A 24,980-nucleotide genomic window follows, 5' to 3' on the forward strand; every position below is an offset into this window, starting at 1 on the left:
TCTCCCCTTCCAGACATCCGCAGGCGTCCACCCCACTGGCCGCCTCATAGCGAAGGCCGACAGCATGTCTCGAAACTCCCTGCCGGGCGCCGAACACGATCCGTTGATCGCCTCGATGGTGGCCGGACTGCCCGCCCGTCAACAGCCCCAGTGGCCCGACCGCTCCCTCCTCCCCCAGGTGCACGAACGCCTGGCCGGTGAGCCGCCCCTGGTCTCGTACGACAGCGTCAAGGCCCTCGGCGGACTGCTCGCCCGGGCCGCCGAAGGCGAGTTCTGCCTGCTCCAGGCCGGCGACTGCGTGGAGTTGACCACCGAGTGCGAACCGCGCGACATCGCCCGCAAGGTGGAGATGCTCGACGTGCTCGGGGACATCATGTGCACGAGTTCCGGGCTGCCCGTCCTGCGCGTCGGACGGATGGCCGGCCAGTTCTCGAAGCCCCGTTCCCAGGACTGGGAGACCGTGCACGAGGACCGGCTCCCGGTGTTCCGGGGCCCGCTCGTCAACGCACCGGACCCGCACCGGGCGGCCCGCACACCCGACCCTTCCCGCATCCTCGCGGGGATGAAGGCCGCCCGTTGCGCCGTCACCGCCATCGACCGGCTCGGGCGAGGCGAGGGCGCCCCGCCGCAGACGCGGGTGTGGACCAGCCACGAGGCACTCCTGCTGGACTACGAACTGCCCCAGGTCCGGCGGCACGGGGAGGGCGGCAGCTACCTGGCCTCCACGCACTGGCCCTGGATCGGCGAGCGCACCCGCCAGGCGGACAACGCGCACGTGCGGCTGATGGCCGAACTGGACAACCCGGTGGCGTGCAAGATCGGCCCGGAAGCGACGACGGACGAGGTGCTGGCCGTGTGTGCGGTGCTCGACCCGCACCGCACGCCCGGCAGGCTCACCCTCATCGCCCGGTTCGGCGCGGGGCAGGTCGCCCGGTTGGCACCGCTGGTGCGGGCCGTGAAGCAGGCCGGGCACCCCGTGCTGTGGATGTGCGACCCCATGCACGGGAACACCGTCAAGACGCCCGACGGGCTCAAGACGCGCAAGCTCGACGCGATCATGTCCGAGATCAGGCAGTGCATCGATGTGGTGTCGGAGAACTCCGGGCGGTGCGCCGGGCTCCATCTGGAGGCGTCCCCCGACGACATCTCCGAATGCGACGGAGCGGGCCGGTCCCCGGTGCCGGGTCCCGGCTACCGGAGCCTGTGCGACCCCCGGCTCAGCCTCGTCCAGGCCGTGGCCGCCGCGGCTCACTGGCGTCTTCCGGTGGGAGCGGCGGCATGAGCGCGGACCCCGAGCCCGCCGTACGGGCCTGGGCACCCGACGCGCTGCTGCCGCCGCCGGGCCGGCCCTTCGCGGTGCTGCACCGGCCCGGGGCCGACCGCGCGGCATCCGTCGAGATCCTGAGCGGTCCGGTCCGCCGCGCGGACGACCTCGATGCCCTGGGCCTGGACCGCCCCGGCCCGGCGGCCCGGGGGGCGGACGGGACGGGCACCCTGGTACTGGCCCCCTACCGGCAGATCCGCGAGCGCGGTTTCGCGTACCCCGACGACTGCGAGCCTCTGCTGGCCATGGAGGTGCGGGAGCAGCGGCGGGTACCGCTGGACCGCCTGCTGGACTGCCTGCCGGACCGGGCGCCGCGGGTGGAGGACCCCCGCTTCGACGTCGACGACGACGGGTACGCGGCCGCGGTGGACAGCATCGTCCACCGCGAGATCCACCGCGGCGAGGGCTCCAACTTCGTGCTGGCCCGCAGTCTGCACGGCCGGATCCGCGACTTCGACCGGGCCGCCGCGCTCGCGGTGCTGCGCGGGCTGGTGACGGCGGAGACCGGCGCGTACTGGACGTTCCTGGTGTTCACCGGGGACCGGTACCTGATCGGCAGCACCCCGGAGCAGCAGGTGCGCGTCCGCGGTGACCGGGTGGACATGAATCCGATCAGCGGGACCTACCGGTACCCGGGGACGGGCGTGGATCTGCCGGGGCTGCTGCGTTTCCTGCGGGACCCCAAGGAGACCGACGAGCTCTACATGGTGGTGGACGAAGAGCTCAAGATGATGACGTCCCTGTGCGGCCGGGACGTGCGGGTCAGCGGCCCGTCCCTGAAGTGGATGTCCCGGCTCGCGCACACCGAGTACTACCTTTCGGGGCGCTCGGAGCGTCCGCTCACCGAGATCCTGCGCACCACCATGCCGGCGCCGACGGTGACGGGCAGCCCGGTGGAGAACGCCTGCCGGGTGATCGAGCGCTACGAACCGCAGGGACGCGGCTACTACAGCGGGGTCATCGCGCTGTCGGGCCACGAGGGCGGGCAGCGCCGGCTGGACGCCGCCATCATGCTGCGCACGGCGGACCTCGGTGCGGACGGCACGGTCCGGCTTACGGCGGGATCCACCGTGGTGCGGGAATCGGTGCCCGCCAACGAGACGGCGGAGACCACCGCCAAGCTGTCCGGCCTGCTCGACGCGCTGTCCGGACGGCGGACGGCGAAGGCTCCCGTCCGGGCCCCCGCCGCCGGGCTGACCGACGCCCCTGCGGTGCGCGGCGCGCTGGCCGCGCGCAACGAGGGGCTGGCGGACTTCTGGCTCGGCGGCACCGGTCCGGCGGGTGCCGTGGGCGCCGAGGTCACGATCGTCGACGCCGAGGACGGCTTCACCTCCATGCTCGCCTACCAGTTGCGGTCGCTGAGGTGCGCGGTGCGGCTGGTGCCGTGGTACCGCGCGGAGGAACCCGCCGGGGCCGGTGGCGCCTTCGGCGCCCGGGGCGTCGTCCTGCTCGGCCCGGGGCCCGGTGATCCGCGGGACTCCGCGAACCCGCGGGTGCTCGCCCTGCGGGCGGTGGCCGCCGAACGGCTCGCGGGCGGTCTGCCGCTCGCCGCGGTCTGCCTCGGGCACCAGGTGGTGTGCACCCTTCTGGGACTGCCCGTCGCCAGGCTGCCCGATCCGGCGCAGGGCAGGAGGCTGCGAGTCCCGCTGTGGGGCAGGGCGCGCACGGCCGGCTTCTACAACAGTTTCACCGCGCGCGCGGACGACGACTGGCTGCGTCCGCCCCTGTCCGGCTCGACCGTCCAGGTGCAGCGCCTCGGCGACGAGGTCATCGCCCTGCGCGGACCGGCCCTGTCCACCATCCAGTTCCACGCGGAGTCGTTCCTGACCGAGGACGGCCCCGGCATCCTGGCCGATCTGCTGACCGGTGCGCTGGCACCGGCCGGGACGGGCCGGGAGTCCGTCCACGAGAGCAGGGGGACCCATGAACATGCCTGACGGGGGCGTACGCACCGCGCCCCGCCCGATCGACCCGCGCGCACTGCGCAGTTGTATGGGCCAGTTCGCCACCGGGGTCACCGTGATCACCTGCCGGCGGGGCGACATCGTCCACGGCACGACGGTCAACGCGTTCACCTCGGTGTCGCTGGACCCGCCCCTGGCCCTGGTGGCCCTGGACCGGCGCAGCCGTGCGGGTGCGCTGCTGCTGGAGGACGGCGGGTACGTCGTCAACATCCTCGACGAGACGCAACGCGACCTCGCCCTGCACTTCGCCGGCCGCCCCATGCCGGGCCCGGTGCCGTGGGTGGACGAGAGCGGACCGCATCCGCGGCTGGCCGGCACGGTGGCCCATCTCGTCTGTCGCCCCTGGCAGGTGCACGACGGAGGCGACCACACGCTGCACATAGGCAGCGTCGAGAAGTTCGAGAGCCGTCCGGGACGGCCGCTGCTGTTCCATCGCGGCTCCTTTCCGGCCCTGGCACCGGACGAGTCCGGCGGCGCCTGGTCGCTGTGCCTGGACGGCATGGACCCGGTGGAGCACTTCCACGCCTGCGACGAGACACACGAGACAAGGGACTGACGCACATGACGGAGAGGGACGATGTGACCGGCACGGCGGCGGACTCCGGCGACCGGACGGACGCGGCACCGCGCCGCGTGACCCGGCCGATGACCGGTGACGAGTATCTGGAGAGCATCCGGGACGGCCGGGAGATCTGGGCGTACGGGGAACGGGTCGACGACGTCACCAAACACCCGGCGTTCCGCAACACGGCGCGGATGACGGCGCGCCTGTACGACGCCCTGCACGACCCCGAGCACCACGACACGCTGACCACGTCCACCGACACGGGCAGCGACGGCTTCACGCACAAGTTCTACCGGGTGCCGCGCAGTGTGGAGGACATGGTCGGGGACCGGGACGCGATCGCCCGGTGGGCCCGGCTCACCTACGGCTGGATGGGGCGGAGCCCGGACTACAAGGCGAGCTTCCTGGTGACGCTGGGCGCGAACCCGGAGTACTACGGGGAGTTCGCGGACAACGCCCGGCGCTGGTACGCCGAGGCGCAGGAGCGGGTGCTGTTCTGGAACCACGCGGTGATCAACCCGCCCGTGGACCGCCACCGGGCGCCGGACGAGGTCGACGACGTGTTCGTGCACGTCGAGAAGGAGTGCGACGACGGCCTCGTGGTCAGCGGGGCGAAGGTGGTGGCCACGGGGTCGGCCCTGACCCACTTCAACTTCGTGGCGCACTACGGCCTGCCGGTGAAGAAGAAGGAGTTCGCCCTGGTGGCCACGCTGCCGATGGACGCGCCGGGGGTGAAGCTGATCTGCCGTCAGTCGTACGAGCTGGCCGCCAACCGCATGGGCAGCCCGTTCGACTATCCGCTGTCGAGCCGGCTGGACGAGAACGACACCGTCTTCATCCTGGACAAGGTGAAGATCCCCTGGGAGAACGTCTTCATCTACGGGGACACGGCGAAGGCCGGCACCTTCCTGAACACGTCCGGGTTCACGCACCGGCTGACGTTCCACGGTGTCACCCGGCTCGCGGTCAAGCTGGATTTCCTGGCCGGTCTGCTGCTCAAGGGACTGGACGTGACCGGAACGAAGGATTTCCGGGGAATTCAGACGCGGGTCGGCGAGGTACTCGCCTGGCGCAACATGTTCTGGGGCCTCAGTGACGCGATGGCGCACAATCCGAATGCGTGGCACGACGGCGGGCTGCTGCCGAACCTGGATTACGGCATGGCGTACCGCTGGTTCATGACCATCGGATATCCGCGCGTACGCGAGATCATCCTGCAGGATCTCAGCAGCGGTCTCATCTATTTGAACTCGCACGCCAAGGATTTCCAGAACCCCGAGCTGCGACCGTATCTGGACCGGTACATGCGGGGTTCGAACGGATACGACTCGGTGGAGCGGGTCAAGCTGATGAAGCTGATCTGGGATTCGGTGGGCACGGAGTTCGCGGGGCGGCACGAACTGTACGAGCGCAACTACTCGGGCAACCACGAGAACGTGCGCATCGAGCTCCTGATGGCCCAGACGGCCTCCGGCCTGGTCGACGGCTACCGGGGTTTCGCGGAGGAGTGCATGGCGGAGTACGACCTGGACGGCTGGACCGCTCCCGACCTGATCGGGCCCGACCAGGCATGAGTGCCGGGGCGGACCGCCTTCGGGGGCGGCTTGCGGCCGGTGTCCGGTCCGCCGCCGCCCCCGAGGGCCCTGCGGTGCGTCAGGGCAGGATCAGTGCCAGGGTGAACCCGTCGTACCCCTTGCCTCCCACCGTCTGGATCGAGGTGGCGCTGACCCGGGGCTCGGCGGCCAGCATCTCGTGGAACCGCCGCATTCCCCGGACACCTCCGTCCGGGTCGCCGGCTTCGGCGACCGCTCCGCCGAGCACCACGTTGTCGACGACGATCACTCCGCCCGGGCGGGAGAGTTCGAGCGCCCAGGTGAAGTACTCCGGGGTGTCGGGCTTGTTGGCGTCGATGAAGACCAGGTCGAACGGCGGGCCGCCGGCCTTCGCGAGGGTGGGCAGGATGTCGAGCGCCCTGCCCACGTGCTGTTCGACGACGCCGGCGACGCCGGCCTGTTCCAGGTGGCCGGCGGCGGCCTCGGCGAACGTGCGCTCCCACTCGATGGTGACCAGCCGCCCGCCGGGGGGCAGCGCCCGGGCGAGCCAGATGGTGCTGTATCCGCCGAAGGTGCCTATCTCGAGAATGCGCTCGGCACCCTGGATGCGGGCCAGCAGATGCAGCAGTTTCCCCTGGGTCCGGGAGACCCCGATATCGGGGAGATCGAATGCGATGTGCGCCTGGGCGGCGGCCGCCAGTGCGGGGTCCTCGTCGCCGAGAACCGCATCGAAGTAGTCGTCCACCGCGCTCCACTGATTCTGTGTCATGACACCAGTATTCCCCGGAAAGGAGGGGACCGGACAAGCATTCAAGGAAATTTTCGCAAGAATTGACGACGCCGACGGATGCCCGACGCGTCGATTCGAGCTGCCCTGAAATTCTCCTCCATAACACCTCCCCCATCGGATCGGAAAACTCCAGGAATTCCCCTTCGTTACTTGACCGGATTTCTGGGCAATCGCTAGCCTGAACCAGAATGAGGAAAAGAAGAATATTCGATCTCTCTCGGAACGAGAGGAGCGCAGTACCTTGCCTCGAACCCGGACCGCGACCGAGCGACCGACGGGCCTCGACCTCGTACCGAAGCTTCACCACGTGGGAGTGCAGACGGGCGACCTCGACAACTGCGTCGCCTGGTACCAGGAGTTCTTCGGCTGCCGGCCGAACTGGACCCTGGACACGTTTTCCGACCTCACCCTGAGCCGTCTGCCCGGCATCACCCGGCTGACCGAGCTGGTGGTGGCCGGGCTGCGCTTCCACCTCTTCGAACGCACCGGGCACGACGACGCCGTCCCCGGCGGCAACACCCGCCAGTTCCAGCACATCTGCCTGTCCACCGGATCGGCCGAGGAGCTGCGGGCCTGGCGTGACCGCTGGTTCCACCTGTACGAGTCCGGCCGCTACACCTTCGCCGGCGAGGAACGACCCACCGACATCGTCACCGACGCGGACGGCGTGCAGAGCTGTTACGTCCTGGACGTCAACGGGCTGGAGTTCGAGTTCACCTACGTCCCGCCAGGAGGAGACCGATGAACACGCGTGTCCACCGCACCGTGACCGAACTGCCCGTGCCCGACGGCTGGGACTTCGGGGACTTCCCGTACGGCCTGGAACCGCTGACCCTGCCCGAGCCGCCGACGCCCGGGGCCGGGTACGACATACCCGACGTGCTGCCGGCCGACGAGTCCCTCGTGGACCGGAGCACGGTCTGCCCGCGGGCGGGTGCGGCCCTCTCCACGACCGACTTCTCCCACCAGCTCTTCTGGTTCCGCTGGATCACGGGGCACCAGGCCACCTTCGCCGTCTGGCAGCTGACCGCGCACGCCCTGCACCAGGCCCGCACCCGGACCGATCCCACCCCGTCCCTGCGCGCGATGACGGACCTCACCGACGCCTACACCTCGATGCTGCTCTACACCAGCTCCTGCCCGGCCGAGGTCTACGGCACGGTCATCCGCCCCAGCATGTACCTCCAGCACCGCAGCTTCAGCGGCACCTGGGCCCCGGACTTCGTGCCCGTACGGGGGCTGCTGAGGGGCAAGAAGACGGAGTGGGACAGCACGCCCGAGGGCGAGAAGCTCAAGCAGGCCGTCCGGACGTACCACACGGTGCACGCGGGGGTGGCGGCCAAACTGGTGCCCGGCGGCCGGTCACTGCTCCAGGAGTCCGCCGCGGAGACCACGCCGACGCACCCCGAGACACAGGCGCTGCTCTACGACCACTACTTCCTGACCCTGCGGGCGCCGGTCGGCGCGGTGGAGCTGGTCGACCAGTTACGGAGCCGGCTGCGCGCGATCTCGCTCGACGTCGCGACCAACGGGCTCTACCCGGGCCTCACGCCTGAGGAGGACGCGGCCTTCCCCGACGAACTGCGGAGCGCGGAGGTGGGGCGCTACGAAAGGGACTTCCACACGACCCTGAGCCGGATCGACATCGCCGCCCGGCAGCTCAAGCCGAAGGTGCTGCACAGCACCGCACCCTGACCGGCCGTCACCGCAGGGAGACGCCCGACACGGAACGGAGTGAGGAACGAGTGCGTCACGGAGTGGTGATCCTGCCCGAACGGCGCTGGTCGCAGGCCCGCGATCAGTGGGTCCTGGCCGAGCGCCTCGGCTTCGACCACGCCTGGACCTACGACCAGTTGATGTGGCGGTGGCTGCGTGACGAACCCTGGTTCGCCTGTGTGCCCACACTGGCCGCCGCCGCCGCCGTCACCTCGCGGATCACGCTGGGCACGATGGTCGCCACCCCCACCTACCGCCATCCTGTGACGCTGGCGAAGGAGCTGATGTCGCTGGAGGACATCGCCGGGGGGCGGTTCGTCTGCGGCCTGGGTGCCGGGGCGGGCGGCCTGGACGACCGGGTGGTGGACCCTGCCGAACGCACCCCGCGGCAACGCGCCGACCGCTTCGCCGAGTTCGTCGAGGCGCTGGACCGGCTGCTCACCGACCGGGTCTCCTCGTACGCGGGCACCCACTACGACTTCCGCGACGTACCCGTGAACCCGGGATGCCTGACGCGTCCCCGGGCGCCGTTCGCCGTCGCCGCGACCGGGCCACGCGGCATGCGGCTGGCGGCCCGGCAGGCGGACACCTGGATCACCGCGGGACCGCCGGGCCGCTTCGACGCCCTGCCCTACGAGAAGGCGCTGCCCGACATCGCACGCCAGCTGGACCGCCTGGACGCCGCCTGCGCCGCGACCGGACGCGACCCGGCCACGCTGAACCGGCTCCTGCTGACCGGTGCCCTGGTCGGCGGAGTGCTCGACTCCGTCGAGTCCTACCGGGACGCGGTGGGCCGGTTCGGCGAGCTGGGCATCACCGACCTGGTCGTGCACTGGCCGCGCGCGTCCTTCCCGTACCAGGGCGATCCGCGCGTGCTGGAGGCCGTCGCGGAGGAGGTGCTCCTCCCCCGCCCGCGGACCACGGGCGCCACCGCACGGCACAACACCGCAGGAGGCGGACGATGATCGGATACGAGATCGTCGACATGTTCACCGACGTCCCGTTCAACGGCTGCGCCCTCGGTGTCGTACCCGACGCGCAGGGGCTCTCGGAGGCGGACATGCTCGCCGTCGCCCGGGAGATCGCCCTGACCGAGACGGCGTTCGTCCTGCCGCCCGACCTGCCGGGATCCGCCTACCGGGTCCGGGTGATGACGCCGGCCGGGGAGTCGCCGTTCGGGGGCCACAGCGCGGTGGGCACGGCCAGCGTGCTGGTCCGCACCGGACGGCTGGCGCCCGGCGAGGCGGTACAGGAGTGCGGCGGCCGGCAGCTCACCGTGACGGCCGGGTCCGACGGCTCCGCCCTGGCCGTCGGGGGTACGCCGCTGTCGCGGCCCGAGTGGGATCACCGTCCGCTCCTGGCGGCGTGCGGCCTGTCCGGCTCCGACCTCTCCGCGACACCGCACCTGACCGGCTTCGGACCGGCCTTCCACTTCCTGCCGGTACGCGGGGAGGCGCTGGCCGGGGCATCGGCCGACCTGACCGACCCGGTCTGGGAGGACTGCCCCGACGCGGTGCTCGTCGCGTACGACCACGAGAGCCGGACGGCCCGCGTCCGGGTGTTCGCGCCCGGATACGGCATGCCCGAGGACCCGGCCTGCGCCTCCGCCGCCCTGGGGCTCGGCGCCTGGCTGGCCATGGAGAAGGCGTTGCCCGGCACGGACGGCCGGTACGCCTACCGGGTTCTCCAGGGCGAGGGCCTTGGCCGGCCGGCCACCCTCTCCTGCACCGTGGACCTGCGGGAGGGGCGGGCCACGGCCGCCACGGTCCACGGCCGGGTCACCGCCACCGCGTCCGGCCGGCTGGCCGCACCGGGACGGCTCTGACCGCCGGACCCGCCCGCCGAGACCTCGTACGAGTACGAAGAGAAAGGGAGTTCCCCAGGTGCTTTTCCGACCGGAACTGCACGGCACCCGCGGTGCCGTGGCGTCCACTCACTGGCTGGCCTCCACCGCGGGAATGTCGATGCTCGATCGCGGCGGCAACGCCTTCGACGCCGCGGCCGCCGCCGCCTTCGTCATCCAGGTGGTGGAACCGCACCTCAACGGGCCGGGCGGCGACGTGCCCATCCTCGCCCACCGTTCCGGGTCCGGCCGGGTCGACGTCATCTGCGGGCAGGGACCGATGCCCGCGGCGGCGACCGTGGACGCCTTCACCGAGCGGGGCCTGGCCGTGATCCCCGGTTCCGGACTGCTGCCGGCCGTCGTCCCGGGGGCCTTCGGCGCCTGGCTCCGGCTGCTCAAGGAGTACGGCACGCTGCCTCTGGAGGTCGTACTGGAGCCCGCCATCGGGTACGCGGAACGGGGCTACCCCCTGCTGCCCAAGGCGGCGGCCATGATCGGCGCGCTGTCCGAACTCTTCCGCGACACCTGGACGGAGTCGGGCCGCACGTACCTGAGGCGAGGCGTCGCTCCGCGGGCCGGGGAGCGGGTCACCAATCCCGTCCTGGCCCGGACCTTCCGGCGCATCGTCAGCGAGGCGAAGGCGTCGGGGCGGGACCGCGAGGGCCGGATCGACGCGGCGACGGAGGTGTTCTACACCGGCTTCGTGGCGGAGGCGATCGACACCTATCTGGCCAAGGCCGAGGAGATGGACTCCACCGGGCGGCGCAACGGCGGGTTGCTGACCGGGGCGGACATGGCCGCGTGGCGGCCGGGGCTGGAACGGCCACTGAGCCTGGAGTACCGGGGCCGTACGGTGCACAAGGCGGGCCCGTGGTCGCAGGGGCCGGTCTTCCTCCAGCAACTGGCGCTGCTGGAGGGCTTCGACCTGGCCGGAATGGGGCCGGGCAGTGCCGCATACGTGCACACGGTGGTCGAGGCCGCCAAGCTCGCGTTCGCCGACCGCGAGGCGTGGTACGGCGACCCGGCCTGCGCGGACGTGCCGATGCGGGCCCTGCTGGACCCCGCGTACACCGCCGAACGGCGCGCGCTCATCGGGTCCGAGGCCTCCGGCGAGCTGCGGCCGGGCCGGCCCGACGGGCGCGAGCCCCTGCTCCCGCCGCTGCACGACGAGAGTGCCGCACCGGCGGACCCGGCCTGGCTCGGTGAGCTGGAACAGGGTATTCCGGCCATCATGAAGCTGACCGCCGCCACCGGCGACACCTGCTGCGTCACCGCCACCGACGCCTTGGGCAACATGGTGGTGGCGACGCCCAGCGGCGGCTGGCTCAAGAGCTCTCCGGTGATACCGGGGCTGGGCTTCCCCCTCGGTACCCGCGGGCAGATGGCGACGCTGATGCCGGGTCACACCAACACGCTGGCGCCGGGCAAGCGCCCGCGCACCACGCTCAGCCCGACCATGGTCCTGCGGGACGGACAGCCGCAGCTGGCGTTCGGCACACCGGGCGGCGACCAGCAGGACCAGTGGACCCTGGGCTTCTTCCTGAACCACGTGGAGCACGGCATGGGCCCGCAGGCGGCGATCGAGGCGCGGACCTTCCACACCGACCACGTGCCCACGTCGTTCGCCCCGCGCCGGTTCCGCCCCGGGACCGTGGTGCTGGAGAGCGGCTGGCCGGCCGAGGAGCTGGAGCTGCTGCGGCGGCGGGGCCACGAGGTGGGGCTGGCGCCCGACTACTCGCTGAGCAAGGTGTGCGCCACCGGTCTGACGGGCGACGGCCTGGTGCTCGGAGCGGCCAGCCCGCGCGGCGCGCAGGCCTACGCGGTCGCCGGGTAGAAGGAGAGCACATGAAATGGTTTCCCCGTGGAAACCACCCGTTCAGTTGCGGAAGGGGCTGACATGGCGGCTCACCGGAAGACCGACCCCGAGGACTTCATCGTTCTGGGCGAGGCCCGGCAGAACAATCTCAAGGGCGTCGACCTGCACATCCCGAAGGGGAAACTGACCGTTTTCACCGGGGTCTCCGGATCGGGGAAGTCGTCGGTGGTGTTCGACACCATCGCGGTCGAGTCCCAGCGGCAGCTCAACGAGACCCTGCCGGCCTTCGTCCGCAACCGGATGCCCAAGTACGAGCGGCCGGACGCCGAGGTGATGGAGAACCTCTCCACGGCGATCGTCATCGACCAGCGGCAGGTCGGCGGCAACGCCCGCTCCACGGTCGGCACGATGACCGAGATCCTGCCCATGCTGCGGGTGCTCTTCTCCCGAGCGGGCAGCCCCAGTGCGGGCCCCTCCCATCTGTACTCCTACAACGACCCGCGCGGCATGTGCGAGGCGTGCCAGGGGCTCGGCACGACGGTGCGGCTGGAACTCGACCGGCTGCTCGACGAGAGCAAGAGCCTCAACGAGGGGGCCATCGGCTTCCCGTCGTTCGCGGTCGGCACCTTCCAGTGGCAGCTCTACGGCGAGTCCGGGCTCTTCGACCCGGACCTGCCGTTACGCGATTTCTCCGCGAAGGACCGCGAACTGCTGCTGCACGGCAAGGGGTTCACCGTCGACCGGGTCGGCCGCAACGGCGTGTACAAGAACGAGTACGAGGGGATCGTCGAGCGCTTCACCCGCCGGTACATCAAACCCGGCCTCGACCACGCGAAGGGCAAGGAGCGCGAGGCGATCGAACGGGTGGTGACCCAGGGCCCCTGCGCCGTCTGCCACGGCGGCCGGCTCAACCAGGCGGCCCTCGCCTCACGCATCGACGGGGACAACATCGCGGACTTCACCGCGATGGAGATCACCGAGCTGATCGAGCGGCTCGCCCGCGTGGACACGCCGTCCGTCAAGCCGGTGGTGGCGGGCGCGCGGGCCGCGCTGGAGCGCATCCAGTCCGTCGGGCTCGGCTATCTGTCCCTCGGGCGGCAGACCACGTCCCTGTCCGGCGGCGAGGCTCAACGACTCAAGATGGTGCGGCACCTGAGCAGCAGCCTGACCGGTCTCACGTACATCTTCGACGAGCCCAGTGTCGGCCTCCATCCGCGAGACGTGCGCCGCATGAACGAGATCCTGCTCGCGCTGCGCGACAAGGGGAACACCGTGCTGGTCGTGGAGCACGACCGGGACGTCATCGCGATCGCCGACCACGTCATCGACATGGGTCCCGGGGCCGGCCGGGACGGCGGCGAGGTGACGTTCGAGGGCACCCCGGCGGGTCTGCGCGGGTCCCGCACGGTGACCGGCAAGCAGCTGAGGAGCATTCCCGGGCTCAAGAAGCGGTACCGCTCCCCCACCGGCGCCCTGACCGTTCGCGACGCCGACCTGCACAATCTGCGCGGTGTCACGGTCGACATCCCCACCGGGGTGCTGACCGCGGTGACCGGTGTGGCCGGTTCCGGCAAGAGCACCCTCATCTCCAAGGTGTTCATCGCGCAGCACCCCGGGACCATCGTGATCGACCAGTCGTCGGTCGGCATCTCCCTGCGCTCCAACCCGGCCACGTACACCGACATCATGGACACCCTGCGGCGGCGGTTCGCCCGCGCCTCGGGCGAGAAACCGGGCCTGTTCAGCTTCAACTCGGAAGGCGCCTGCCCGGAGTGCAAGGGCAAGGGTGTCATCGAGACGGACCTGGCCTTCATGGACCCGGTCACCACCGTGTGCGAGCGCTGCGACGGCCGGCGGTTCAACGACGAGGCCCTGCGCCACACCGTGGACGGCAGGACCGTCGTCGACGTCCTGGACATGACGGTCGAGGAGGCGGCGGGCTTCTTCGACGACGCGCCCGCCCTGCGGAAGCTGGCCCTCCTCACCGAGGTCGGGCTCGGCTACCTGACCCTGGGCCAGCCGCTGTCCACGCTCTCCGGCGGCGAGCGGCAACGGCTCAAGCTGGCGCACCGCCTCAAGGAGACAGGCAGCGTCTACGTCTTCGACGAGCCGACCACCGGCCTGCACATGAGCGACGTCGGCCGGCTGCTGGAACTCTTCGACCGGCTCGTGGACAGCGACAACACCGTGATCGTGATCGAGCACGACCTCGACGTGGTCAAGCACGCCGACTGGGTGGTCGACCTCGGTCCGGAGGCCGGCACCCACGGGGGGCGTGTGGTGTTCGAGGGCACGCCCGCCGAGCTGGTCCGGAAGAAGGACTCGCACACGGGCCGCAGTCTCGCCGCGGACCTGCGCGACCGGAAGGACACGTCGTCCTGAAGCACGTCCCACCCGCAGCACGTCCCTGCCGGAAGGAGTCAGGCATGCCTCTCATCCACGTCACTCTGCTGGAGGGACGGTCGCCGCAGGAGCTGGCGTCCCTCGGCCGGGCGCTCACCGCCGCGGTGCACGAGACCCTCGGCACCCCGGCGGACGCCGTGCGGGTGATCGTGGAGGAGTCGTCGCCGACGCACTGGTTCGTGGGCGGCAGGTCAGTGGCCGAGCGGCGCTCCGCCCCCTCGTGACCCGGTGCCGGGGAACAGGGCGACGGGCCCCTCCGCCACTTCGGCCGAGGGGCCCGTCGCGGTGACCGCCCGGTCAGCGGGCGGCGGTGCCGCGAAGCCGGCTGTCGGCGCGGGCGAAACGGTCGCGGATCAGCTCGACGCGGTCTGGGGACCAGGACGGCAGGTCGTCCTGGGTGAGCCGCCCGCTGCGGGTGATCAGGTGGGCGTTGAACGCCTCCAGGCCGAGGTCCGTGTACCGGTCCAGTTCCTCGAACCACTCCTGGCTGATCCGCGCGGTGCGCTGCATGGACTCCACGTCCGGCCTGCGCTCCGTCTCGTAGGCGGTGAGGGCCTCGGGCACCGCTCCGTGTTCGTCCACCGCCAGGGCGAGGGCCAGGGCGTCCTCCATGGCCAGCCTGGTCCCCGATCCGATGGAGAAGTGCGTGGTGTGCGCGCTGTCCCCGAGGAGGGCGATGGTGCCGTGGCTCCAACGCCGGTTGCGGACCACGGTGAAGCGCCCCCACCTGGACCTGTTCGTCCGCAGCCGGTGGCCCTCCAGCACGTCGGCGAAGAATCCGGCGATCCGGTCGACGTCGGCCCCGCCGCCGACCGGGCCGCCGCCCGGCGCGCCGGCGTCCCGCCCGGTGAACCCGGCGGCCTCCCAGACGCGGTCGTCGACCTCGGCGATGAACGTGCTGAGCCCGGGGGCGTAGGGATAGGCGTGTGCGTGCATCGAGCCGAACTCCGTGTCGGCGACGGCGAAGGTCAGGGCGGTGAAGGTCCGGTCGGTGCCGAGCCACAGGTACCGCGATCCGCGCTTGCCCCCTTCGGTGCCGAACTCCTCGCAGTGGGCTTCGCGCGTCGAGGAGTTGACGCCGTCGGCCGCCACCACCAGGTCGTACGTCCCGGCCAGCAGGGCCGCTTCGGGGGCGCGCTTACCGTAGCGGATGGTCACACCCAGTTCCGTGCAGCGCGTGCGCAGCATGCCCAGCAGGACGCGCCGGCCGATCGCCGAGAAGCGGTAGCCTCCGTTGCGCATGATCCGGCCACGGTGGTGGACGTCGATCCTGGACCACTGCGCGCATTCGGCGGCGAGGCGGGCGAACAGCCGGGGGTCGGCCGCCTCGATGCCGCCGAGCGCCCCCTCGGAGAAGACCACGCCGAAGCCGAAGGTCTCGTCGGGGGCGTTGGCCTCCCAGACGTCGATCTCGCATCCGGGCCGGAGCCGCTTGACGAGTGCGGCCGTGTAGAGGCCGCCGGGGCCGGCTCCGATGATCGCGATACGCATGACACCTCACTGGGACTCGGTCGAGTGACTCGGTGGCGCGCGGGGCAGACCTGGCGTCCGGCCTGCGGAATCGGCTCGGCCGGAGCAAGTGGCCCTTCTGACGGGCGACTTGAAGCATGTCAGACCATAAATACTATCCGTTGGGAAACCAGTTGAATCAGACGGATCTGCGGACCACCGTCCGGCGGAGCGAGAAGGGAGACCGGCCCATGGGACCGACGGACGTCGACGTCACCGGCATGAGCCGCGTTCGCGTACTGGAACGTCTGTACGGGGCGGCCCCGCCGCCCTTCGCCCTGGTGCGCAGGCATCGCGCCGGAGCGCACGGGCCGGGCCCGGTGGAGGTGCTGTTCGGAGAGATGGAGACCGTCCGCTCGCTGGAGGAGACCGCAGCGGCCGACGCCTCGCGGGGCCCCGGCGCGCTGGTCCTGGTGCCCTTCCGGCAGGTGGCCGCGCACGGCCTGCGATGCCACGACGACCACACCCCCCTGCGCGTCCTGCGGATCTCCGAGCACCACGTGCTGCCGGAGGAGGCGCTCACCGGCCGCGGCGGCGGGCCGGTGCGGTGGCAGGACGCGGGTTTCACGACGGACGACGCCCACTACGAGGGGCTGGTACGCGAGTTCGCCGCCTCGGACGCGGCCCGCGGGGGGCTGAACGTCCTGCTCCGGCGCGACTACACCGCCCGACTGCCCGGCTTCCGCCCGGCGGTCGCGGTGGAGCTGTTCAGGCGGTTGCTGACCACCGAATCGGGAGCGTACTGGACGTTCCTGGTGCACACCGGGGGCGAGCGGCCCACCACCCTGGTGGGGGCGACCCCGCAGGGCCACGTGGTCATCGAGGACCACCGGGTGGTGATGAACCCCCTGTGCGGTACGTACCGCTATCCGCCTCGCGGGCCGCGCACCGGGGAACTGCTCGCCTTCCTCGCCGACCGCAAGGAGTCCGAGGAACTGGCGACCACGCTGGACGCGGAGCTGACGGTGCTGTGCGCGCTGGCCGGCCCGGGGGTGCGGGTGGAGGGGCCGTTCCTGCGGAGGATGGCCCATCTGCTGCACACGCAGTGCCGAATCAGCGGACCCGCGGTGGCGAGTGCCCGCGAGACCCTGTCGCGGGCGCTGTTCGCCTCCACGGCGGTGGGAAGCCCGTATGCCGAGGCGTGCCGTGCCATCCAGCGTTACGAGACGACCGGCCGGGGGTACTACGGCGGGCTCCTCGCACTGATCGGCCGCGACGACCGGGGCGGCGAGGAGCTGGACTCCGCGGCGGTGCTGCGCACCCTGGACATCGATCACCTGGGCCGTGCCCGGTTGTCGGTGGGGGCGACCATCGGCAGCCGGTCGTCACCGGAGTCGGAGGCGGCCGAGACGCGGACCAAGGCACGTGCCCTGCTGACGGCTCTCACGACGCAGCCGCCCCCGGGGGCCTCCCCCCTGCGCCGCGGGCCTGACGGCACCGCCCCCGGTGCGGGCGGGCCGGGCGGCGACGGCCCGGACGCCCACGGGCCCGTCCGGGACGCCCTGGTCCGGCGGCACGCGGCGTTCTCGTCGTTCTGGACGAACGGCGGGAGGGCGCCGACGGCGCGTGCCGGCCGGGTGCTGGTGCTCGACACGGGCGGGGAGGACCTGACCGCCCTGGTCCACATGGTGGCCTCGGTGCACGGGCCGGTCGAGGTGGTCCGGTACGGGGATCCCGACGCGGGCGACGCCCTGTCACGGCACCGGGGGCCCGTGCTGCTGGCCTCCGGGCCGGGCCGGCCCGACGACCCCGACAGCCCCCGGATGGCGGTGCTCCGACAGGTGAGCGCGTCCCTCGTACGAGGGCGGCCGCAGGGCTGCGCCCCGGTGGCCGGGGTGGGGCTCGGCTTCCAGTTGCTCGCACTCGCCGCCGTACCGGACGCGCGGGTCACGGCCAGGACCGGCTCCGGACTCGGCAGGGACGTCGAGGTCTTCGGCCGGCTGGTCACGGCCGCATTCCGCAACACCTACGCGGTCACGTCCGACCCGGCCGGCGCCGTGCCCGCGCGCCACGATCCGTCCACCCTGTGCCTGGGCCCGGACGGGCGGGAGCTGATCGCGATGCACGGCGCGGCCGTCCGGGGCGTGCAGTTCCGCCCCGAGTCGGTCATGACCACCTGCGGGGCCGACGTGCTGCGCTCGCTCCTGAGCTGAACCCGACCGGCCCTGCCGGACCGTCCTCAGGGGGTACCGGTCAGACCGAGCTCCAGGACGGTGCGGGCCGCGGACTCCAGGGCGAAGGTCATCGAGCCGCCGTTGGGTTCGAAGCCGGCGTGGTCCCCGGCGAAGTGGACGCGCCCCTCCGGCCTGCGGATCACCGGCAGCAGAGCGCTGTGCCCGCGTTCGGGAAGGATGTACGCCCCTTCCGCGTACGGCCGTTCGTCCCAGCAGACGGACGCGCCGGTCTCGAAGTGGTCGCGGGCGCCGGGGAGCATCCGGTCGAGTTCGGTGAGCACGAAGTTCTGGCGCTCCTCCTCCGTCATGACGGAGACCGCCCTGGCACGCCAGCCCGTCATCAGGCACTCCATGATCTTCCTGGGTCCCGGCAGCCGGGGCGTCGCGTCGCGTATCCAGCGTATGGGCAGGTCGGTGGAGAAACTCGCGTTCCGCTGCGGCCAGAACTGGCGGCGCATCTGGAGGTACACCCGGACGACGGACGAGTACTTCACCCGGCGCATCGCGTCGTGCTTCGCGTCGGAGAGACCCGCCTCGGTGAAGTCGATGTGCCGGATCGCGCTGAACGGGACGGTGACGACGACCCGTTCGGCTTCCATGGTCCGCAGGCGGCCGTGGTCGAGGCAGGTGACCCGGACCCACTCCTCGTCCTGTTCGACGCGGACCACGGGACGGCGGTAGTGGATCCTGCTCTTGAGCCGCTCCGCGAACGCCTGCGGGAACCGGTCGGTGCCGCCCTTCACCTTCGCCCAGCGGGGGTCGGCGTTGCCGAGCGAGTGCGGGCTCGCCTCGTGGCGCAGCCAGGAAAGCGCGGACGCCGTCTTCAGGTCGCCTCCGCGCATCTCCAGGAACATGGGTTCCATGAGATCGATGGCCGCCTGGGAGGCGCCGCGGTCCGTGAGGACCTGGTGCACGGATCGCCGGTCGTAGGGGGCGAGCAGCTCGGTGGCCTCCCAGTCGGGGGCGCTGAGGTCCGGCTGGAGGCTGTCGGCGACGGCGGTCACGTACCGCTCGATCATGCCCGCGACGCCGAGTTTCTCCTCGTGCGGGTGGAGTGCCAGTCCCGCTGCCGCCACCGCCTCCGGGTCGGGGGTGAAGAACCGCCCCTGGGCGAAGTAGGAGAAGGTGGTGTCGAAGAGATCGGCGGTCTCCGTCTCCACACCGAGTTCGCGCAGGTAGTGCATCGCGTAGTGACAGTGCGGCGTCAGCGTCATCGCCCCCGCCTCCGCGTGCAGTCCGTCGGCGAACGGAGCCCGTAACGTGTAGGCGCGCCCGCCGGGCCGGGTGTCCGCTTCCAGGACGGTCACCTCGCAGTCCCGCGCGGCGAGTTCGTAGGCGACGGCCAGGCCGGCGAGGCCGGCGCCGATGACGATCACGGACCGCGGGGGCCGTAGACCCGGCATGCCGCTGTCGAAGGCGCGGCGTACTTCCGTCTGCGTGGCTTCACGCATGGGCGTTCTCCGTTCCGGTCAACCGAACAGCAGTGCTCCTCGTGCTCCTGGCCCGTGTACCACCTGCCGACCGACCCATGTCCACACAACACACCTGTGAAGCAGGCCAGTTGGGTGGGGGAAGACCGCGTCCCGGCAGGCCGCTCGCACACCTTGACGAGACGGCTCCCGACCTCTTCGCCGAGGGACCGCTCAGGGACTTCCGGCGCTGCCCGTGGGACCTCCGAGAGACTGTTCGCCCCCCCCTGCCGTGGCGGGGCCTGGAAAGTCCGAAGGGGCCCGCGACGCGGATCAAGGGCCCCTTCGGAGCGAAAGCCGCAGGCAGCGGCAGACGAGTCGGGCTGTACGCCGGGTTCTGTCACCCGGTCGCCTCGCGGCGGCCGGGGAGACGGCCATCCATCTAGGACCGGCGTTGCCGCCGGCCTCGTGCGGTCTACCCGCGGACTCGGGCGGGCAGCCCTCGAACGTCCGCGCAGAGCGCTTTTCACGGCGCTCCTTTTGACCTTGCTCCGGGTGGGGTTTACCTAGCTGCCCAGGTCGCCCTGGGCACTGGTGGTCTCTTACACCACCGTTTCACCCTTACCGGGGACCGAAGCCCCTGGCGGTCTGTTTTCTGTGGCACTGTCCCGCGGGTCACCCCGGGTGGCCGTTAGCCATCACCCTGCCCTGTGGAGCCCGGACGTTCCTCGGGAAGCCCTGGGGGCTTCACGCGGCCGTCCGCCCGGCTCGTCTGCCGTGCGGACCATGGTACCGGGCGACGGCTCGGAGGAAGTCCGCGGTCTCCAGGTCGAAGGCGAAGGGCTCGGGGAGGGTGAGGGGTCTGCCGAAGGGGAGTGTGGTGTGCTCCCGGTGGTCGTCGCGCCTCGGGTCGCCGAAGATCGTGACCTGGAAGGTGTCGCGGTCGACGAGGAGGTGATGGGGGATGCCTGCGCGGGCGTGGCAGCGGCGTTTGGCCTCGCGGTCAGCGGTGTGGGCTTCGTGGACGTCACCTCCAGCACCATGGCGATGCCGTCACAGGGCATCCAGGGGCCGGCGTTCCCGATGACGTCGAGATCCAGGGGCGCGAAGTGGGCCATGGCAGTCACGTCACGCCCCTCCTTCGGTCGCTCGCCGGACCGGGGCATCGGTGGATCACCCGTCCGTGGGATCGGGCACCGTTCCCACGACCGTGGCACACGAGCGCCGTTGCCGTCGGGACACCGCTCGCTCGGCCCCGCCGTGACGCGAACCGGCACCCCTTACGCTGGCGTGGAGTTCTGTCCGAAGGAGAAACGCGCGTGCTGGTCCTGCTGCCCCCGTCCGAAGGAAAGGCCGCTCCCGGCCGTGGCGCCCCGCTGAAGCCGGAGTCGCTGTCGCTGCCGGGGCTCGCCGCCGCGCGGGAGGCGGTGCTGGGCGAGCTGGTCGAGCTGTGCGCCGGGGACGAGGAGAAGGCGCGCGAGGTGCTCGGGCTGAGCGAGGGGCTGCGGGGCGAGATCGCGAAGAACGCCGGGCTGCGCACCGCGGGCACGCGGCCGGCCGGGGAGGTCTACACGGGCGTGCTGTACGACGCCCTCGACCTGGCGTCGCTCGACGCGGCCGCCCAGCGCCGGGCGGCTCGTTCGCTGCTGGTGTTCTCGGGGCTGTGGGGTGCCGTGCGGGTGACGGACCGCATCCCGTCGTACCGCTGCTCGATGGGGGTGCGGCTGCCGGGGCTGGGGGCGCTGGGCGCGCACTGGCGGGCGCCGATGGCTCAGGTGCTGCCCGAGGCGGCCGGGGACGGGCTGGTGCTGGACCTGCGGTCGGCGGCGTACGCGGCGGCGTGGAGGCCGAAGGGGGAGGTGGCCGCGCGGACGGCGAGCGTGCGGGTGCTGCACGCGCCGACCCGGAAGGTGGTCAGCCACTTCAACAAGGCGACGAAGGGCCGGATCGTGCGGAGCCTGCTGACGGCGGGCATCACCCCCGAGGACCCGGCAGCCCTGGTGGTGGCGCTGCGGGATCTCGGTCACACGGTGGAGGAGCAGGCGCCCGCGCGGGCGGGGGCGACCTGGACGCTGGACGTGCTGGTGGACGAGATCCACTGACACCGACCGGCCTCGTTGCACCATCTGCAACGACCTTTGCGTGGAGTGCACCCCAAGGGCAGGATGAGGCGCATGAGCTCACCCCCGCCCTCCCCTTCGGCCGCCTCGGTACTGGATCTCGCCCCCGTCGTGCCCGTGGTGGTCGTGGCGGACGTCGTCGACGCGGTGCCGTTGGCCCGTGCACTGGTCGCGGGCGGGCTGCCGGCGATCGAGGTGACCCTGCGCACCCCGGCCGCCCTCGACGCGATCCGCGAGATCGCCGGCGCGGTGCCGGACGCGGTGGTGGGGGCCGGGACGGTGCTCACGCAGGAACAGGTGACGGACTGCCGGGCGGCCGGGGCGCGGTTCCTCGTCAGCCCCGGCTGGACGGACGCGCTCCTGACGGCGATGCGGGCGTCCGGGCTGCCCTTCCTGCCCGGGGTGTCGACCACCTCGGAGGTCGTGGCGCTGCTGGAACGCGGGGTGCGGGAGATGAAGTTCTTCCCCGCGCAGGCGGCGGGCGGTACGCCCTACCTGCGGTCGCTGGCCGGCCCGTTGCCGCAGGCCCGCTTCTGCCCGACCGGCGGCATCGGCCCCGACAACGCCGCGGAGTACCTGTCCCTGCCCAACGTCGGCTGTGTCGGCGGCAGCTGGATGGTGCCGGCGGACGCGGTGGCGGCGCGGGACTGGACGCGGGTGACGGACCTGGCGCGGGCCGCCTCGCGGCTCACCCGCGCAGGTGGGACGTGTCGTTGAGGAGACGGACGCTGGCGTTGCCGTCCGCGTAGTACGCGACGACCGACAGTGAGGCCGCCGACAGCTCCATCCGGAACAGCGACTCCGGCGGGGCGCCCAGGGCGAGCCGGACAAGGGTCTTGATCGGGGTCACGTGGGTGACCAGCAGGACCGTACGCCCCGCGTACGCCGCGACCAGCCGGTCACGGGTGGCGGCGATCCGGGTCGCCGTCGCCGCGAAGCTCTCGCCGCCGCCGGTCGGTTCGGCCTCCGGGTCGGCCAGCCAGGCGTTCAGGTCGTCGGGGTGGCGCTCGCGGACCTCACCGAAGGTGAGCCCCTCCCAGGCGCCGAAGTCCGTCTCGCGCAGCCCGTCGTCGACGGCGACCTCCAGCCCCAGCCGGGCCGCGACGGCGGCGGCGGTCTCCCGCGTCCGCGCGAGCGGCGAGGCGACGATGTGCTGGACCGTGCCCCGCCGGGCCAGCGCCGCCGCGACCCGCTCGGCCTGCTCCCGCCCGACGGCCGAGAGCGCGGGATCGCTCCCCCCGCTCCCGGAGAACCGCTTCTCGGGCGTGAGCGGCGTCTCGCCGTGCCGGAGCAGTACGAGGGTGGCGGGCGCCCCGAGGTCGGGGGCGGACCCCCAGCCGACCGTGGGCTGCGCCTGCCCGGCCGCGGCAGCGGGAGTGGCGGCGGCGGCGGTGGAGGCGGACGCGAGGGTGCGGGCGGCGCGGCGGTCCGCGTCGGAAGGGATGGTGGCGGGAAGGGCGTTGACGGCCGCGGTCACGTCGCCGGACTGCCCGGCGGAAGGCGAGGGCCTCGCCGCGTCCCCCGTGGCAGCCACTGCCCCGTCCACCCCCTCAGCAGGGGTCGAGGCGCCGGCCGTACGTCCCCTCGCCAGGGCCTGGCGGGCCCTCGCCGCGCCGGCGGCCGCGTCTCCGGGCGGCCCCGGGGGCGGGAGGTCGGCCGGGGCGGTCCAGGACCGGCCGGCAGAGGTGGCGAGCGCCGCCCCGGACGCCCCGGCGTCCCACTGCTCGCCCCGCTTGCCGGCGTCCATCGCCTCGTTGGCCAGGCGGTCGGCGTGCTTGTTCCGTTCCCGGGGGATCCACTCGTAGGTGACCTGGCCCGGTGGGTGGATCCGGGCGGCCTCCGCGGCCAGGGGCTTCATGTCGGGGTGCTTGATCTTCCAGCGGCCCGACATCTGCTCGACGACGAGCTTGGAGTCCATGCGGACGCGCACCGGGGCGGCGGGGTCCAGTTCGCGGGCGGCGCGCAGGCCGGCCAGCAGCCCCCGGTACTCGGCGACGTTGTTGGTGGCGATGCCGATGTACTCGGCCCGCTCGACGAGGGTCTCCCCCGTCGCCGCGTCGATGACCACGCTGCCGTAGCCCGCAGGCCCCGGGTTGCCCCGGGACCCCCCGTCGGCCTCGACGATGAACTCCCGCACCCCGGCCGCCCCTACAGGCCGGACTCGGAGGTCCGCACCAGGATCCGGCGGCAGTTCTCGCACCGCACGACGGTGTCGGGGGCGGCCTTGCGGATGTCGTTGATGTCGGTGATCGCCAGCTCCTGGCGGCAGCCCTGGCAGGTGCGCTGGTAGAGCTTGGCCGCGCCGACGCCGCCCTGCTGCCCGCGCAGCTTGTCGTAGAGCTTGAGCAGGTCGGCGGGGACGGTGGCGGCGATGACCTCGCGCTCCTTGGTCACGGAGGCGATCTCGCCGTCGATCGTCTCGAACGCGGCGTCGCGGCGGGCGGTCGCGTCGTCGATCCGGCCCTGGACGGAGCCGACGCGCTCGGTCAGCTCGGCGGCCCGCTCCTGGGCGGCCTCGCGGCGTTCCATGACCTCCAGGACGACGTCCTCGAGGTCGCCCTGGCGCTTGGCGAGGGAGACGATCTCGCGCTGGAGGTTCTCCAGGTCCTTCGGGGAGGTGACGGCGCCGGAGTCGAGGCGCTGCTGGTCGCGGGCGGCGCGCTGACGGACCTGGTCGACGTCCTGCTCGGCCTTGGTCTGCTCGCGGGCGGTGTCGCTCTCCTCCGTCTGCGCGGCCACCAGGAGGTCGCGCAGTTGCGTGAGGTCCTTGGTCAGCGACTCGATCTCGGCGTGCTCGGGCAGCGAGCGGCGCCTGTGCGCGAGCTGCTGGAGGCGGACGTCGAGGTCCTGGACGTCGAGGAGTCGGATCTGGTCGGCGGGCGCGGCGTTCAGTTGGGGGCTCCAGGTGAAGGGAATCGGCTGGTCCAGGGGTCGGTGACCGTCTTCGAGACGTGGACCCGCAGACCCCAGCCGTGGCGGTCGGAGATCTCGTCGAGCTGGGCTGCGGCCAGCTCGCACCAGGGCCACTCGGTGGCCCAGTGCGCCGCGTCGAGCAGCGCGAGAGGTGTGTGGGCGCCGTGGGCGCCGTGCTCGCGGGCCTCGGACACCGGGTGGTGGCGCAGGTCCGCGGTGAGGAAGGCGTCGACGCCCGCGGCGCGGACGTGGTCGAAGAGGCTGTCGCCGGACCCGCCGCTGACCGCGACGGTCCGTACGGTCGCGTCCGGGTCGCCCGCCACCCGGACGCCCTGCACGGTGGCGGGCAGCCGCTCGGCGGCGCGGGCGGCGAACTCGCGGACGGTGAGCGGGTGGTCGAGTTCGCAGATGCGGCCGAGGCCGCGGCGCCCGTCGGGGTCGCCGGGGTCGGGCACGAGGGGTCCCACGACGCGCAGGTCGAGGGCGCCGGCGAGGGCGTCGCTGACACCGGGGTCGGCGGTGTCGGCGTTGGTGTGGGCGACGTGCAGGGCGATGTCGTGCTTGATGAGGGTGTGCACGACACGGCCCTTGAAGGTGGAGGCCGCGACGGTCGTCGTCCCGCGGAGGTAGAGCGGGTGATGGGTGACGATCAGGTCGGCGCCCAGCTCCACCGCCTCGTCGACGATCTCCTGGACGGGGTCGACGGCGAAGAGGACCCGCTCGACGTCCTGACCGGGTTCGCCCACGACGGTGCCGACCGCGTCCCAGGACTCGGCCCGCTCGGCGGGCCACAGGTTCTCCAGCGCGGCGATGACTTCAGACAGACGGGGCACGGGGAAAGGCTACCTGGCCGCCCCGCGCCCCTGAACCGCCGCCGGTCG

20 protein-coding genes, 1 other RNA gene and 1 pseudogene are annotated in these 24,980 nt (G+C 72.2%); 14 read left to right on the top strand and 8 right to left on the bottom strand.

Annotated elements, in window-relative coordinates; translation table 11 throughout:
- Nucleotides 1–64: 64 nt before the first annotated feature.
- The 4 genes from AB0N31_RS22120 (at nt 65) to AB0N31_RS22135 (ending at nt 5,427) form a co-directional block, all read left to right on the top strand.
- Nucleotides 65–1,282: a 3-deoxy-7-phosphoheptulonate synthase gene (locus tag AB0N31_RS22120; RefSeq protein WP_366060108.1), complete on the top strand. Its 1,218-nt coding sequence runs from the start codon at nt 65–67 to the stop codon at nt 1,280–1,282.
- A complete protein-coding gene (locus AB0N31_RS22125; protein ID WP_366060109.1) occupies nt 1,279–3,261 on the top strand; it encodes an anthranilate synthase family protein in 1,983 nt (660 codons plus the stop codon). Before AB0N31_RS22120 ends, AB0N31_RS22125 begins: the two co-directional genes overlap by 4 nt.
- Nucleotides 3,248–3,844, top strand: coding sequence for a flavin reductase family protein (locus AB0N31_RS22130; protein WP_366060110.1), 597 nt, complete (start codon nt 3,248–3,250; stop codon nt 3,842–3,844). The genes AB0N31_RS22125 and AB0N31_RS22130 overlap by 14 nt, the downstream gene beginning before the upstream one ends.
- Before the next feature lie 89 nt (nt 3,845–3,933).
- Entirely contained in the window at nt 3,934–5,427 is a 1,494-nt protein-coding gene (locus AB0N31_RS22135) for a 4-hydroxyphenylacetate 3-hydroxylase N-terminal domain-containing protein (RefSeq protein WP_366060148.1), read from the top strand.
- Nucleotides 5,428–5,506: 79 nt separating this feature from the next.
- On the opposite strand, the gene AB0N31_RS22140 is transcribed toward AB0N31_RS22135, so the two are convergent.
- Nucleotides 5,507–6,175, bottom strand: coding sequence for an O-methyltransferase (locus AB0N31_RS22140; RefSeq protein WP_366060111.1), 669 nt, complete (start codon nt 6,173–6,175; stop codon nt 5,507–5,509).
- A gap of 328 nt (nt 6,176–6,503) precedes the next feature.
- Between AB0N31_RS22140 and AB0N31_RS22145 the strand changes: the two genes are divergently transcribed.
- The 7 genes from AB0N31_RS22145 (at nt 6,504) to AB0N31_RS22175 (ending at nt 14,198) form a co-directional block, all read left to right on the top strand.
- On the top strand, nt 6,504–6,941 hold the full coding sequence (locus AB0N31_RS22145; RefSeq protein ID WP_366060112.1) for a VOC family protein: 438 nt from the start codon (nt 6,504–6,506) through the stop codon (nt 6,939–6,941).
- Nucleotides 6,938–7,891 (top strand): hypothetical protein, encoded by a 954-nt coding sequence (locus AB0N31_RS22150; protein ID WP_366060113.1) that lies wholly within the window; start codon nt 6,938–6,940, stop codon nt 7,889–7,891. The genes AB0N31_RS22145 and AB0N31_RS22150 overlap by 4 nt, the downstream gene beginning before the upstream one ends.
- 50 nt (nt 7,892–7,941) lie before the next feature.
- Entirely contained in the window at nt 7,942–8,877 is a 936-nt protein-coding gene (locus AB0N31_RS22155; RefSeq protein WP_366060114.1) for an LLM class flavin-dependent oxidoreductase, read from the top strand.
- The gene (locus AB0N31_RS22160) at nt 8,874–9,737 is read left to right on the top strand and encodes a PhzF family phenazine biosynthesis protein (RefSeq protein ID WP_366060115.1); all 864 of its coding nucleotides are present in this window, start codon (nt 8,874–8,876) and stop codon (nt 9,735–9,737) included. Before AB0N31_RS22155 ends, AB0N31_RS22160 begins: the two co-directional genes overlap by 4 nt.
- Before the next feature lie 58 nt (nt 9,738–9,795).
- Nucleotides 9,796–11,589, top strand: a complete 1,794-nt coding sequence (locus AB0N31_RS22165) for a gamma-glutamyltransferase family protein (protein ID WP_366060116.1) — start codon at nt 9,796–9,798, stop codon at nt 11,587–11,589.
- 63 nt (nt 11,590–11,652) lie between these two features.
- Nucleotides 11,653–13,953 carry an excinuclease ABC subunit UvrA gene (locus tag AB0N31_RS22170; RefSeq protein ID WP_366060117.1) on the top strand — a complete coding sequence of 767 codons (2,301 nt, stop codon included), beginning with the start codon at nt 11,653–11,655 and terminating at the stop codon, nt 13,951–13,953.
- A gap of 44 nt (nt 13,954–13,997) precedes the next feature.
- Nucleotides 13,998–14,198 carry a 2-hydroxymuconate tautomerase gene (locus tag AB0N31_RS22175; protein ID WP_366060118.1) on the top strand — a complete coding sequence of 67 codons (201 nt, stop codon included), beginning with the start codon at nt 13,998–14,000 and terminating at the stop codon, nt 14,196–14,198.
- A gap of 73 nt (nt 14,199–14,271) precedes the next feature.
- On the opposite strand, the gene AB0N31_RS22180 is transcribed toward AB0N31_RS22175, so the two are convergent.
- Entirely contained in the window at nt 14,272–15,465 is a 1,194-nt protein-coding gene (locus AB0N31_RS22180) for an FAD-dependent monooxygenase (protein ID WP_366060119.1), read from the bottom strand.
- A 209-nt stretch (nt 15,466–15,674) separates the two neighbouring features.
- On the opposite strand from AB0N31_RS22180, the gene AB0N31_RS22185 reads away from it, so the two are divergent.
- Nucleotides 15,675–17,636: a chorismate-binding protein gene (locus AB0N31_RS22185; RefSeq protein WP_366060120.1), complete on the top strand. Its 1,962-nt coding sequence runs from the start codon at nt 15,675–15,677 to the stop codon at nt 17,634–17,636.
- A 26-nt stretch (nt 17,637–17,662) separates the two neighbouring features.
- Here AB0N31_RS22185 and AB0N31_RS22190 read toward each other — a convergent pair whose 3' ends face one another.
- From AB0N31_RS22190 to AB0N31_RS22200, 3 genes and pseudogenes are all read right to left on the bottom strand, one after another.
- Entirely contained in the window at nt 17,663–19,108 is a 1,446-nt protein-coding gene (locus AB0N31_RS22190; protein WP_366060121.1) for an NAD(P)/FAD-dependent oxidoreductase, read from the bottom strand.
- A gap of 328 nt (nt 19,109–19,436) precedes the next feature.
- Nucleotides 19,437–19,837: RNase P RNA component class A (rnpB, locus tag AB0N31_RS22195), an RNA gene on the bottom strand.
- Between the two features lie 39 nt (nt 19,838–19,876).
- A pseudogene (locus tag AB0N31_RS22200) lies at nt 19,877–20,172 on the bottom strand (Uma2 family endonuclease); the annotation flags it as partial.
- A 213-nt stretch (nt 20,173–20,385) separates the two neighbouring features.
- Here AB0N31_RS22200 and yaaA point away from each other — a divergent pair.
- Nucleotides 20,386–21,168: a peroxide stress protein YaaA gene (gene yaaA / locus AB0N31_RS22205; RefSeq protein WP_366060122.1), complete on the top strand. Its 783-nt coding sequence runs from the start codon at nt 20,386–20,388 to the stop codon at nt 21,166–21,168.
- A gap of 72 nt (nt 21,169–21,240) precedes the next feature.
- The gene (eda, locus tag AB0N31_RS22210; RefSeq protein ID WP_366060124.1) at nt 21,241–21,903 is read left to right on the top strand and encodes a bifunctional 4-hydroxy-2-oxoglutarate aldolase/2-dehydro-3-deoxy-phosphogluconate aldolase; all 663 of its coding nucleotides are present in this window, start codon (nt 21,241–21,243) and stop codon (nt 21,901–21,903) included.
- On the opposite strand, the gene AB0N31_RS22215 is transcribed toward eda, so the two are convergent.
- Genes AB0N31_RS22215 through AB0N31_RS22225 form a run of 3 tightly spaced genes read right to left on the bottom strand, consistent with a single transcriptional unit; the run spans nt 21,875 to nt 24,932 of the window.
- Complete coding sequence (locus AB0N31_RS22215; protein ID WP_366060125.1) at nt 21,875–23,323, bottom strand: bifunctional RNase H/acid phosphatase; 1,449 nt, start codon at nt 23,321–23,323, stop codon at nt 21,875–21,877. The two genes, eda and AB0N31_RS22215, sit on opposite strands and share 29 nt — an antisense overlap.
- A gap of 11 nt (nt 23,324–23,334) precedes the next feature.
- Nucleotides 23,335–24,078: a C4-type zinc ribbon domain-containing protein gene (locus AB0N31_RS22220; protein WP_366060149.1), complete on the bottom strand. Its 744-nt coding sequence runs from the start codon at nt 24,076–24,078 to the stop codon at nt 23,335–23,337.
- Nucleotides 24,075–24,932 (bottom strand): Nif3-like dinuclear metal center hexameric protein, encoded by an 858-nt coding sequence (locus AB0N31_RS22225; protein WP_366060127.1) that lies wholly within the window; start codon nt 24,930–24,932, stop codon nt 24,075–24,077. Before AB0N31_RS22225 ends, AB0N31_RS22220 begins: the two co-directional genes overlap by 4 nt.
- Nucleotides 24,933–24,980: the final 48 nt, after the last annotated feature.

It is taken from the genome of Streptomyces sp. NPDC051051 (assembly GCF_040682975.1).
Lineage (GTDB): Bacteria > Actinomycetota > Actinomycetes > Streptomycetales > Streptomycetaceae > Streptomyces.